Raw genomic sequence first — 14,071 nt, 5'->3', positions numbered from 1 at the left:
TTCCTAACTTTACTCCGTTAAATCCACACTAAACCATAGCCATAACCGAATCTCATCCTCAGTTAATAACATTAATTATCATTTGTTATTGATAATTATTATCATATATAATCTGCGTACTTTAGTGGTTTGTAAAATAATAAGCAATTAGGCGTAACACGTTATTAATGGAGTTTTGGTGATGAAACGTGAAGTTATTGGGTTTTCAAAAATGGCTAATCAGCTATTGGATGAGCACTTAAAAGAATCTCCCTTCTTTTTTGCTTCGCCTCACAACACCATGCTTGGCGTGGGAATTGCTCATCAGTTCAATCAGGCGATCCCATTCTGTGAGCTGGCGGATCAAGCAACCAAGATGCTAGAAGCAGCAAAAACAGATGAGTACGATAATCCTATTTTATTTGCGACGATTCCTTTTAATGAAGAGACGGCGACGCGTTTCTTTATTCCAGAAAAGCTCTATGTTTCTGGTAGCCCGCGGGCCAGTGAAAAAGAGGAGCAGCAGAGCCACAAAGCGACCATTGTTTCACCGCCAACAGGCAACGACTACAAACAAGGAGTCACAACCTTACTTGAGCTGTTTAATACCACCGAACTATCAAAAGTGGTGCTATCACGTTTAGTGAAACTCTCGACTCCACAACACATCGATCAAACTCGTTTATTGCGTAATCTGTTGTCCATCAATCGCAATGGCTACACTTTTTCTACTGAAATTGGCCCTAACGCCAAGTTAATGGGAGCCAGTCCCGAGTTGTTGTTGGCGAAGAAAGGCGGGTTTATCGTTTCTAACCCCCTAGCGGGCTCGCGGCCTAAATCAAACAACGCGGTGCAAAACCAACAACGCTCCGCTTCATTACTTGATACGCAAAAAGATCTGAATGAACATGCCTTCGTCGTCGAGGAAGTTGAGAAAGTACTCAGCCGCTACTGCCATAACTTATTTACCCCTATGGTCCCGTCAGTGATTGAAACCGAAACGATGCTGCATTTATCAACAGTGCTTGAAGGACAAGCCGATGATCCGATGATTAACTCGCTACGCATTGCAGCAGAGTTACACCCAACACCCGCAGTGTGTGGTTATCCAAGATTATCGGCTTACCAAGCGATTAAGCAGATCGAAACCTTCGACCGCGGCTACTTCACTGGCATGATCGGTTGGTGCGACGCTCGGGGGAATGGCGAGTGGGTTGTCACGATACGCTGCGCGGAAGTGAGCCAAAATGAGATGAGTGTGTTCGCTGGAGCTGGCATTGTGAATGAATCCTCACCGCAGAGTGAACTCGATGAAACAGGGGCAAAAATGAGCACCATTTTGAAAGCCGCTGGTATTGAAATTGATGAATTACTTACCGCCTAAGGAGTGGTCATGAATAATCTTAACCCGACCGATTTTACCCCTTGGCCTGAGCAATTCAGCCAGCGCTATCGTGAACAAGGCTACTGGCAACAAAGAACCTTATTTGATTATTTCAGTGATTCCGTCAAAAAAAGCCCTGACGCCATCGCACTGATTGATGAGTTCGGCCAGTACAGCTATCAAAATTTATATCAGAAAATGATAAGCCTTGCGGCTGGCTTGAGCTCCCTAGGTTTGCAGCGGGGTGATAATGTCGTACTACAAATGGCCAATCGTGCTGAATTCTATCTCTGCTTTTTTGCCTTGACCATGCGGGGCATTAAACCGGTTCTAGCTCTGCCAGCACACCGCTATCTAGAGCTGAGCTATTTTTGCCAACATACTCACGCCAAAGCCTATATTTTTTCAGACGATATCGTGGGCTTTGACGCGCAGCAGACCGCGCAGAAACTACGAAGTAGTTGCCCTTCTCTCTTGCATACCATTGTTTGCGGTCAATCCTCACACGAGCAAATTCAGGAATTAGATACGCTTTACCACTGCGCGGGAGACGATCCTGTTACTGATTCGGTTTTTGCTGATCAAGTGGCTTTTTTCCAGCTTTCCGGCGGAACGACCGGTACTCCCAAATTGATCCCTCGTACGCACAATGACTACGCTTATAGCGTACTTGGTAGCATTCAAATTTGTCAGTTTGGCCCACACACGAGGTATTTGTGTGTTCTTCCCGTTGCGCATAACTTTCCACTCAGCTCGCCCGGTGCACTGGGCGTCTTTTACGCTGGCGGTTGTGTCGTGCTCGCTTCCGATACCACACCGCACACCGCTTTCCGTTTAATTGAGAAGCACCACATTACTGTCGCAGCGCTAGTGCCACCGTTAGCGCTACTGTGGATGAAATACGCCGAGTCCGCTACAGAAAACATCGCGAGCCTCACTCTGCTACAAGTCGGCGGGGCGAAGTTTAGTGAGGCCGCAGCAATGCGCTTACCGACGACTCTCCACTGTCAATTACAGCAAGTGTTTGGAATGGCTGAAGGGTTGGTTAATTACACACGACTTGATGACCCACTCAGCGTGATTGTTACTACTCAAGGACGTCCAATTTCAGCTGATGATGAAGTGATGATAATCAACGATGAGGGTGAGCCCGCCGCCATGGGTGAGGAAGGCTTGCTCATGACCAGAGGCCCTTATACGATTCGAGGTTATTACCGAGCTCCAGAACATAACCAGCGCTCATTCACCGACCAAGGCTTCTATATCACAGGTGACAGAGTGCGTAGGACGGCTGAAGGAAATATTATCGTCACGGGACGAGAGAAAGATCAGATCAATCGTGGTGGAGAAAAAATCGCAGCCGAAGAGGTTGAAAACCTGCTACTTCAACATCAGGATGTTCATGATGTGGCTTTGGTTGCTATTGCTGATGAGTTTCTTGGTGAACGCAGTTGCGCCATTGTCGTTCCAGATAATGGTAAAACGCTTAAACCCATTACTCTGAAACGATTTTTACACGCTCAAGGATTAGCAGAATTTAAGATCCCTGATCACATCCATTTCGTCGATGAATTACCCAAAACCCCCGTGGGCAAAGTCAACAAGAAATGGTTAAGAACGCAATACTCTCACTAATCATGGCAATACAGGCGCTCAAAATAACGTGAAGATGAAAAAGCCGATATCGTCGATATCGGCTTTTTCTGGGCGATGCGTTCTCTTTCGCTAGTCTAGTCGCCCAGTATACTCAAACCGGTTGCTCTTCAGTGGAACGCGTGTCCGTGACTTGATGTGACGACTGAGCAACAACACTAGGCTCCATCACATGCCACCACTCTCTTAAAGTTGAATATTTAATCATCTCTGAAAAGGCGCACTCTATGCCCATCTTGCGCCATGATTCAAATAAGGTAACCGCACGGATAGAATCTAAGCCAAGAAAAGTGAGCTTCTCATCTACATCCACTTCATCTAAATCGAGATCCAATAGCTCAGCCACTTGCTGACGCATCTGTTCAAGGCTCAATAATCTGGTCTCTTGTCTGTGGATCATTTGTGGTTTTAGTGCCTCAAGCGAAGTCACGCAGCCAACACGCTCTGTGATGTATTTCAACGTATGATGATGATCTTCCAAAGAGAAATCAGCCACAGCATCACCGACCACAAAAGGCTGTATATCCAACATAAAAGCATCTAACGCCGTTGATAAGATACCTATATGTGCATAGACACCCACAATGATCAACTGGTCACGCTGTGTCTCTTTCATCCACTCCAGCAGCGGCGTTTTCTTAAACGCGCTATAACGCCATTTGGTGTATTGAATATCCCCGTCTTCAGGTGAAAGCTCAGACACAATCTCGGTATCTTTTGTCAGCCCTGTTCCCCAAAAATCAGTCAGTAACGCTCTCTCTACAGGGTCTTGGTTAGGAGGTTGTGCTGTGTACACCACGGGGATATTGGCCTGACGAGCCAGTGATTTCAGCTCTGAAATATTCGCTAATAACTCAGGAACGGGTGCCTGAGACTGATCAAAAAAGTTAATAAAATACTTTTGCATATCGTGAATGAGCAGTACCGCTCTATCGGCTTGGACATGCCAATGAACTTTATTTTTCGGAAATGTTTCAGCCAACGGAATGGAGTAGCTGGCTATTTTGGGAATCGCCATAAATATAATCCTTGTTAAAAGAGGCTTTTCTCGTTCGTGATGCCTTAAAGCCAATAACGACTTCAGAAATAAGAGACTCGTATTCGTCGACAATTGCCACTCAAATGGTAACAATTATCATTTCATTAATACTAAAGCAGTCTACACATAAAAATCAATTGCTAATGAGATTAATTCTCAATCATATGTAAAATATCGCTCTCGACTCACGACAACACAACGAGAGCCCACCACAAAACGAATAGCTAATTCATCGTTTGCGCCGCAGGTTGGGAAGTGACCTCATCTGAGGAGACGTTAGGTTCTGAGCTTGTGTTAACGATAAGCGCTGGATCAAACAGAGTCGCTTGGCGTAATGAGCGAAATGCCATCACCATCAACGCACCAATTCCCGTTGCACCCAAGCCAAAAGTGAGGATCGACATCGTTGGCGCTAACACTTTACCCAACGCCCCTAAACCGAGTGATCCAATCGAGTCTCCCGACACATCTTGCGCCGTCCATAGGCTACTTACGCGGCCTAGCAGGTGATCTGGAGTGTGTCCTTGTACGATCGAATATTGAATCAGAGAAGCGACCGAACCCAAATAACCATAGCCAACTAAGATGAGAGCAAACCACCAAAAATTATTCACAAGCCCCATAGCCACAATCGCTAAAAATGAGCCTAACGTCGCGTAGATTAAGACCATTCCTGGCTTTTGCGACTGTTTTACCCAACCTGAAGTCAGTGCGCCACACATCGCCCCCAACGGAATGGCCGAATACATCACACCTGCGTTAGCGGCGGTACCCTGAAATGAGACTAAAGCTAACGCAGGGAACATCACTCTAATCGCAGTTGCTAATGTTTCGAGTGTGCCAAACAGCACCACACAACCAACCACTTTGTTTGAAAATAGAAATTGAACACCTTCATACAGTGATTGAAATGGATTCTCTGGCGTATGATGTTGCGGCTTCATCGAAGGTAATCTAAACAGTGGGATCAGCGTACAGAGCGTTCCAACAGAAGCCGCAATATAATTCCAACTGACATCACCGACAGTGATCAGTAAGCCGCCAATCACTGGCGAAAGAACCATACCCAATCGAACCGTTAGCATGCTCAATGCGGCAGCTTCAGGTAATTTTTGTCGCCCAACAATGGTCGGTAAAGCAGCCATCAAGGCCGTCATACCCATAGCGCCAAAAAAACCATCCCACACCGAGAGTATATAGAGAGCCGCTAAGGAGGATTGCGCGACTATGCTATTGAATGCTAATGCAGCAAACCCAATGCCACAGGTCGCGCGCGCAAACAAAATCAATCGACGGCGATCGTACTTATCGGCCAGTATGCCTCCAAGCAACAGGCCAACAAACATCCCGATACCATCCAATGCCATGATAAGACCTACCTGCAAGGTCGAACCGGTCATTTGATGTATCTGTATCGGCACCGCGACCGTCATCATGCCAAGAGCAAGCACTGACATCATGCGGGCCATAAAGACCATTCGGAAATGTGGGTTGTTTTTCAGTAGGCTAAAATCTAAAAATATATTCTTTATATTCATACTATTGTCTATTCAAACCAGAATGTAATGCTTTCAAAACATCGCGAAAATTAAGACGAAACCAGCCTTGATACGCACTGGTTTCGTCGATGGTGGTTTTTGTTATTTTTTCAGTGCAGCCTTCGACTCCAGCAGCGTATTTAAACATTCGCCAATCTGGCGTACATTTTCTGGGGCCAAGATATCTTCATGTGAACAATCAAACTGATGTTTAATCAACTGGCCGACAAAAGATTGCCAATGATCATCAATATCATAACCATCTGGCACTGTGCGCTGCGCCACGAAAAGGTGGGCCGGACCTTGATAATCAGACGTTTGTGCCTGTGCAAGTAGACGTACCGCATCTTCATAGTTAGCGGTAATCTCATTGAACATCGCCAAACGTTGCTCATCTAATTCAATATCGGTTAGCTCATTGATGGCCAGAAACTGCTCTTTTTCACGCTCAATTTCGTACTGCTCTTCTTCATCCATCGGGCCATCCCAGTTCTGACCTTCCGGTGGATAGGTATCCAGTAACCCTAAAAAGTGCACCTCTTCACCTTGTTGTTGAAGTTTCGCGGCCAATTTTTGTGCCACAATCCCGCCAAATGAATAGCCTAATAGATGGTAAGGTCCAAATGGCTGTATCTCTCTTAAGACGGGTAATAAACGATCACACACTTCTTCCATCGTTTCACTGGTCGCCATCGCTCCGCCGGGCCGAGGTGATTGCAAACCATAAATGGGATAATGTCCTGTCAGATATTTAGGTAGCCCTGTGTATTGCCAAGCAAAGCCAGAAGCAGAGTTGACGCAAAAAAGTGCTGAGCCACTTCCGGCACGGATAGGTAGCACTTCGCCAAAACCAGCTAAGGTGGGGTCGTTAAAAGCATCGTCATCCAGCAGCAAACTCGCCAGTTTCTCCACCGTAGGATTGACCATGATTTGACCCACTGTGACAGGTAGGTTTAGCGCTCTTCGAATATCTGCCGCTAGTTTCATCGCCAGCAGTGAATGCCCGCCGAGCGTAAAGAAGTCATCATCAGCAAACAGTGTTTCGACAGCCAATACTTGAGCAAATAAGCTCACCAATTGTGTTTCAAGGCCCGGATGAGCCTTGCGCCCTACCCGTACTGCGACGTCATTTGGCCGCGGTAATGCTTTTTTATCTAGCTTACCGTTGGCGCTAAGCGGATAGTGATCCAGTAACACGATAGCCGCGGGAACCATATGGGCTGGTAAATGTTCGGAAAGTTCAGCGCGTAGCTTCTCGCCATTCGTTACGCTCATATCATGCGCGATGACGTAACCGATAATTTGCCGTTCATCAGCGCCTAACATACCTGAATGAGTAGCGAGCGTCTGAGCACAGACCACCGCTTGTTTTACCGCAGGAAGTGCCTGTAATGCGCTTTCAATTTCACCCAGTTCCACACGCTGCCCGCGAATTTTTATCTGATCATCACTGCGTCCTAAATACTCAATCGAGCCACACGCTAACCAACGTACGACATCACCAGTGCGGTACATTCGCTCGCCACAAGTAAACGGATTGGCGATAAACCGATCCGCCGTTAACGCACTGCGATTAAAGTAACCGATGGCTAATTGCTCGCCAGCAAGATAGAGCTCGCCCGGCACACCGATTGGTACCGCTCTTAAAAAGCTATCGAGCACATAAACTTGGGTGTTCCATACCGGTAAACCAATCGGTGCACTACGGCCAACGCTTGCGTTTAATGCCTCGCCGTAAGCTGGATAGTAAGTCACGTCAACCGCCGCTTCCGTCGGGCCGTACAAGTTATGCAGCGGTGCATTAATTCTACGTGCGTACTGATGGCAGAGCTCTTTCGCAAGCGCTTCACCTGAGCAAAATACTTGCTTGAGGCTTGGTGCTACGGTGAAACCCGTTGGGTGAGTTGCTTCAATTGAGGCCATGAAAGCTGCCAGCATTGAAGGTACAAAGTGCATCGTGGTCACGTGATAATCGTCAATTATTTGCAATAACCATTCAGGGTCTTTATGCGCTTCAGCCGGAGCCATCACTAAGCTCGCCCCTTCCAGTAAGGGCCAGAAAAACTCCCACACGGAGACATCAAAACTGCACGGCGTTTTTTGCAATACCACATCATCAGAGCTCAAGGGATATTGGTGCTGCATCCACTTCAATCGGTTGACAATCGCTTGATGAGAAACCAACACCCCTTTGGGGTTACCCGTTGAACCTGAAGTGTAAAGCAAGTAGGCCGCATTTGAGGGGGTAAGCCCATCTGCGCGGTTCTGCCGCTCTGCGCGCACGGGGGCTGGTAACTTATCCAACAACAATAGCGCCGCTAAACCTTCAAAACGTGAGGTGAATGAAGAGCAAGTGATGATCAGCGCAGGCTTAGCATCATTGATCATGTAGGCCAAGCGCTCATCCGGGTAGCCAACATCCAACGGTAAATAAGCCGCACCACATTCAATAATACTGTAGATCGCCAAGCTCAAGGTTGCGCTGCGTGGCAAGGCAACAGCAACAATATCCCCGGCCTTAACACCTTGCTGAAGCAGCAAATCGGCAATGGCGGCCACCTGCTCAGCCAGTGCTTGATAGGTAAAACGGTGCTCACTATCAATTAAAGCCAACTGATGTGGAGAACGTTGTTGCTGCGTGATCATCAAATCACGCAGTGTCATGCGTTCAACGGCGGTTTTGGTCTGGTTGACGCGTTGCTGCAATTCAATTTCGCCACTTAACCGCAGATCCCATTCAGCGAAAGGCTTATCACTCGAAACCATAAACTCATCCAGCATTTGTTCAAATCGTTGTACGATCTGTTTTGCTACGCCGACTCGGTCTCGATATTCAAACAGGATATGCAGTTGCTCTCCCGGTAAGACGAGAATGGTTAATGGATAATGGGTATAGCCACGATTGTGGATAGCCATTAATTTCGCGCCGCTAAAATCTTGCTGGTACCAACCGCTATGATCTGGATAGTTTTCGACCACCAGCAAAGTATCAAAGAGTGTTTTTCCGCCCACCAGTTGCTGGATCTCACCCAAGCCAAGTTCATCGTGCTCCAGTAATTGGATTTGGATCGCTTGGTGCGCTTTTAATTGTTCACTCAAACTAAGGTGAGGTTGCAGTGTCACACGCACCGGCACGGTATTACTGAATAACCCTATCTGTTCATCAATACCGGCAATACGGCTGAACCGACCAGAGATTGGCGTACCAAAAACCACCTCTTCGCGGCCCGTCATGCTGGCGAGAATACTCGCCCAAAGGCCTTGCATTAAGGTGCTCATGGTTAAGCCATGATGTCGTAAACACTGATTTAACTGATCCGTTTTATGCTTTGATAGCCATAACTGATGCTCGTTAACTTCCTCACTAAGCGGAATATCATCAAAAGCCAGACTCGGCTGAACATCAGCTAATACTTTGCGCCAAAGCTCGGTCGCAACGGTTTTATCACGCTGCGTTAGCTGGCTCACAACATGAGCATAGCCGACGGTTACAGGAGGTAAGTTCGAGACCCCTTGGGCGTATGCACTAAGAAAATCATTCAATAAAATCGGCGTTGACCAGCCATCGACTACCAGATGATGTGCTGAAAGGAGCAGTGTGCTTTGCTGATCACCACTCATGTTTGTTATGCCATAACGTGTCAGTGGCCAGCTTGGATTAACCTGCGTCATCACCTGTATGGTGCGCCCCAATATCGAACTATCAAATCGAGCGAGCAACTGCGGATGACGCCTAATCACCGCATTAAGCGCTTCGCTCACGCGATGCTCAGACAGTTGACCTTGGAAAGTAAGACGCGTGGTGGAGTTATAACTGCTATTTTTATCCCCTAATTGAGATTGGAACAGCAATCCTTCTTGCAAAGGCAATGCTGGCAGTACATCCGCTAACTTGCCATGGTGGTGTTGCAATAGGCTCGCTTGTCGCAATGTGATTCCCGGCTCGGTATAGTCAGCAGGCACAGAGAGGTCCAACTCAGCACTATCGCCAACTTGTAGCGCTTGCTGTATTTTGAGCAGCTCACTTTCAATCTGTTGGCTCAGCGACACCATTTCCTGTTGGCTGAGCAGATGAGCATTCCAAGACCAGTTGAGCACCAATCGCGGCGTTACCGATTCTTCGACGAAAATATTTAGCTCTAAGGGATGCTGCAATGCCCGTTCACTGTTTAAGGTGACAGCAAATGTATCGGCAAACTGCCCACTATATTGCTGTGGTGACCACTGACCATCGCTGCTTTGGAAACGGCCAAGGTAATTAAACAGCAGTGACGGTTGGCGTGTATTCGCCAGCGTGCGTAATTCATCTCGATACGGATTATCAAGATAGCGCAGCACCATATAACCTAGCCCTTTATCTTTCACACTGCGCTTACTTTGCTTCACTTCACGTAACCGTTCGCGGTAATCACCCTGCTTTGGCACGCTAATGATCAACGGATATTCAGTGGTAAACCACCCTAGGGTTTGATTGAGATCGATCCCCTCTTTACACTCTTCACGGCCATGAGATTCGACGTTCACTTTAATCTCTTCACACCCATAAAGTCTTGCGATCGCCCCCGTGACCGCCGCTAATAGCATCTCTTCAATATCGAGATTCGTCTGGTGTGTGGGTAATTCCAATAACGGCTGCGTAACGGCATGAGAGAGTGGCGTACGCCAATGCGCCATGCGTATTTTATCGACAGGATCCTTGATGGGAGCAACAGCACGCTGTGCCTGCGCTCGCCAAAATGGCATTTGCGCAGCAGCGACCGCTAAATGTTGATACAGCGCTTTTGACCAACAATGGATACCGGTAACCTCCTCAGAAATCACCGCCACTTCACCTGTGACTTGTGCTTGAGTTAATGCCTGCAACTGCGGAAGCAATATTCGCCAAGAGACACCATCGATAAGGAAATGGTGAGCAAGGATCATGAGACTTTTACGCCCACTGCGCTCCGTTATCATCATCAAGCGTAATAGCTGACCCGATGATATTGACATCGACTGACTGCGCTGGCTAAACAGACTGTCCAACACGTTGCCATCTAGCCTCTCAACCGAAACCGATTCAACCCAGTTTTTTACATCAAGATTTTGCAGCGCCTCAATATGGTATTGCTGTTCTTTTTGGACCAAGCGACACACGGAATGGTTGGCGACCAGTTGCACTAAACTGGCTTGTAAGTGCGCTAATTGGGTGTCGCTTTCCACCTCAACAAGCACACTTTGCACATAACTGGTTGTATTAGAAAATGTCTCCTCAAACCATTGCCACATAGGTAGAGGCCGAATAATACCTTCTTGTTTCTCGCGCTGTTGTTGCTGTAGTGGCGCCATTTGGCTCGCCATCATACCCAGTTGACGGGCTGCAAAAATAGCTTTGGGTCGTAGATCATAGCCCGCCGTGCGCAATCGCGTCCCAAGGCTCATCGCCGAAATACTGTCTCCACCTAGATTAAAGAAGTCATCTGACATTCCTACGTCACTGACACCGAGTAGCTCGGTGATCGCATCACATAACAGCTGCTCTGGTTGGGTTATTGGGGCCACGCGTTCGCTACGCGTGCCTGCCGAGTACTTAGGGAGCGCTTTTCTATCGATTTTCCCATTCACATTCAAAGAGAAAGCATCCAAGATCATCACATTGGCTGGCTGCATATAGTCAGGCAGCGCCTGTGCGATAAGACTTTGCAGTCTTTGATCTGTGAACGTGGGTTGAACTGACTCACCCGGAGCCTCTTTTTCCAAAGTACAGTAAGCCAATAAACGATGAGTATCGCCAACAGGCTCTGCTACGACTACCGTCGTATTAACACCATCAATCGCATTAATAGCACTTTCTACATCGCCCAATTCAATACGAAAACCGCGAATTTTGATTTGGTGATCACACCGGCCAACAAAATCCAGTAGCCCATTGTCTCGCCACTTCACCAAATCACCAGTGCGGTACATTATCTTGCCATACGCAAAGGGGTTCGCCACAAAACGTTCTGCTGTCATACTTGGCTGGTTGAGGTAGCCCTTTGCTAACCCCGCACCCGATAAATAAAGCTCACCCACCTCACCAATAGCGACAGGCTCTAAATTTTCATCAAGCACGTAAACACAAGCACCGGCAATGGGTCGACCAATGACAGGCGATGCATCTGCATCAAGCGAAGCGCTGATCGCATCAACCGTAAATTCGGTTGGTCCATAAAAATTTTCCACCAGCAGTTCGGGAAACTCACTCACACGTGACCAAAGCTTTTGTGGTATGGCTTCACTACCAATCAAAACTAACGTCGGCACGTGAGCGCTCGTCATTAATCCACTATCGAGCATTTGATCAAACAGTAAAGGCGGTAAATCAAGAGCATCGATATTATCTTCAGCAACATACTGAACCAGTTCGTAGGCGTCTTTCCGTTGTTCATCGTCATACAAATACATAGTATGGCCAGACAACATCCAGAGTACTTGCTCCCAAGAAGCATCGAAGGAGAATGACGTCGTATGCGCCGCACGAACAGTAATAGCTTGTTCTGGTAACTGACGACGTGTCGCCAGTTTGCTGATGGCCGCAGAAAAAATCGAACCTTGATGAGAGCGCAGTAAATTCAACAGCGCTCCATGTGTGTTCATGACTCCTTTGGGGTGGCCAGTCGAACCTGAAGTAAAGATGATATAAGCCACATCGCCGTGGCTGATCGTCGGTTTGGGTTGTGGCGCTGTGTGAATGCGAGCCAATTCAGGAAGAGCAATAAACCTAGGAACGTAGCTTATCGATGAATAAGCCATGTTTTGCTCATTCTCCTCCACAACTAAGCACCAAGGGCGTGCTTGTTCAACAATCGATTCAATACGTTCTATGGGATAATCAAGATCGATAGGCAGGTAAATCGCACCCGCTCGCAAAATCGCTAGCATAGTCACGACGCTTTCAGGCCCACGTCGTAACGCGACACCGGCAATATCACCTTGGCGCAAGCCCGCGGTAATCAGTTGATCCGCTCGAGTTTCAATGAGGTGATTGAAGGCATCAAATGTCCAACGCTGCTGTTTAAACACCAAGGCATCTTCGTTTGGCTTGCTCTCAACCGTCTGCTGCCATACATCCAGCACAGTTTGCTCTGTTTCATGTTCATGTTGTGGCCCCACCGACCACAAAGTAATCTGCTGCTTCTCGCTCGGCGGGATTAACTCTACCAAATCAAGTGGCTGTGTTGGATGGTTGGCAATCTGCTCTACCATCGCAACGAAACGAGCGGCATGAAGTTCTAATGACTCTTGGCTATATTTGGTGCTGTTGGCCGTGATATTAACACTCAGTGTCTGACCATCGAGCACTGGCGAAAATTCAATCTCATCAATCGGACCTGCCGAGAGGATATGTGTCTCAGTCTCTACGCCAGATAAACTCAATGCAGCTTCAAAGGGTTTAAAGTTGAGTATCGGGCCATAGAGCGGCTGGCCTACTAATCCCAAATCACGTTGGATCTGCTCAGCGTCATACATCTGGTGGCGACGAACTTGGCGGATGGTTTTATTCATCTCTCGCGCCACATCAATAATGCTCATTTGTGGATGAAGTGACAGCGCCATCGGCAGTACATTCACTACCGCACCAGCGGCACAAGTGGCGGCATTGCCCATTCGGCGCATAAAGGGGACACCAACACACACTTGCTCTTGCCCAGAATGTAAATGGAGATAAGCAAATACCATCGCCATCGCAAGCTCGGCGGGTAACAACTGTGGACTATAGCGAGTTAACCACTCTCCACCGATTAATGGCACGGTGTGAGTGATCGTGCTCGATGATGTATTGGCTGCGCTACCTGTGGTGAGCGAAATAACATTGGGTAAATGATCCGCTTGCGTTTGCCAAAAGTCGTACGCCTGCTGGCGCGCTGCTGAGTCTAAAAATTGCTGATATTCTTGAATTACATTACTAAAAGCGCTGAACTCTTGAGGTTTCGCAGCGCCAATCCGCCAATGGTTATAAAGTTGGCAGATGTATTGACTGATGGCATTCACACTGAACCCATCCACATCAATATGATGGTAACGTTGATACCAAAACCATTGCGGTGCATTGCTTGAACCAACATCAATTAAACAGTGTCGGAAACGTCTCTTTCTTGATGAAATGTCCAACCGCTGCGCAAGATCGTGCTTCATCCACTCCCGAGCCGACTCTTCTGGCAAGGCGGCTTGTGAAAAGTCGAGGATTTCAAGCCACTGCCCTTCTTCATCCGCAGGATAAAACTGCTGCCTCACGCTGCCATCGCTCTCTAAATAATGGCAGTGGAGGGAATCAACGCCTTGCAAGCCGATGGCTACCGCGTTTGAAAATAACTCAATATCGATTTGACCTTGAATTACCACGTAGTGGGCAACATTAAATTGCTCTGGATTGGGCATCATCTGCTCGGCAAACCAAATACCTTGCTGTGTGCCGATAAGAGGCCACTGATCCTCTTGCACTGATGAGTTGTGCAT

5 protein-coding genes are annotated in these 14,071 nt (G+C 47.6%); 2 read left to right on the top strand and 3 right to left on the bottom strand.

The features are described 5' to 3' along the window. Nucleotides 1-175: 175 nt before the first annotated feature. Both CCZ37_RS04360 and vabE read left to right on the top strand, forming a co-directional pair. Nucleotides 176-1,363, top strand: coding sequence for an isochorismate synthase (locus tag CCZ37_RS04360; RefSeq protein WP_019281787.1), 1,188 nt, complete (start codon nt 176-178; stop codon nt 1,361-1,363). A gap of 3 nt (nt 1,364-1,366) precedes the next feature. Beyond that, on the top strand, nt 1,367-2,998 hold the full coding sequence (gene vabE, locus CCZ37_RS04355) for a 2,3-dihydroxybenzoate-AMP ligase VabE (protein ID WP_094499838.1): 1,632 nt from the start codon (nt 1,367-1,369) through the stop codon (nt 2,996-2,998). Nucleotides 2,999-3,110: 112 nt separating this feature from the next. Here vabE and CCZ37_RS04350 read toward each other — a convergent pair whose 3' ends face one another. The 3 genes from CCZ37_RS04350 to vabF all read right to left on the bottom strand — a co-directional run bounded on the left by CCZ37_RS04350 (nt 3,111) and on the right by vabF (nt 14,071). Next, nucleotides 3,111-4,034: an isochorismatase family protein gene (locus CCZ37_RS04350; RefSeq protein WP_208613927.1), complete on the bottom strand. Its 924-nt coding sequence runs from the start codon at nt 4,032-4,034 to the stop codon at nt 3,111-3,113. A gap of 245 nt (nt 4,035-4,279) precedes the next feature. Next, on the bottom strand, nt 4,280-5,593 hold the full coding sequence (vabS, locus tag CCZ37_RS04345; RefSeq protein ID WP_094499836.1) for a vanchrobactin export MFS transporter VabS: 1,314 nt from the start codon (nt 5,591-5,593) through the stop codon (nt 4,280-4,282). A 102-nt stretch (nt 5,594-5,695) separates the two neighbouring features. Beyond that, entirely contained in the window at nt 5,696-14,071 is an 8,376-nt protein-coding gene (vabF, locus tag CCZ37_RS04340; RefSeq protein WP_094499835.1) for a vanchrobactin non-ribosomal peptide synthetase VabF, read from the bottom strand.

This window comes from Vibrio qinghaiensis, assembly GCF_002257545.1.
Classification (GTDB): domain Bacteria; phylum Pseudomonadota; class Gammaproteobacteria; order Enterobacterales; family Vibrionaceae; genus Vibrio; species Vibrio ordalii.
The sequence above is the reverse complement of the archived record's forward strand: the minus strand, read 5'-3'. Positions and strand labels throughout refer to the sequence as shown.

Excerpts from the sequence above, each read along its gene's own strand:
- vabS (WP_094499836.1), bottom strand. The coding sequence starts at position 5,593 with ATGAATATAAAGAATATATTTTTAGATTTTAGCCTACTGAAAAACAAC.
- CCZ37_RS04350 (WP_208613927.1), bottom strand. The coding sequence starts at position 4,034 with ATGGCGATTCCCAAAATAGCCAGCTACTCCATTCCGTTGGCTGAAACA.
- vabF (WP_094499835.1), bottom strand. The coding sequence starts at position 14,071 with ATGCACAACTCATCAGTGCAAGAGGATCAGTGGCCTCTTATCGGCACA.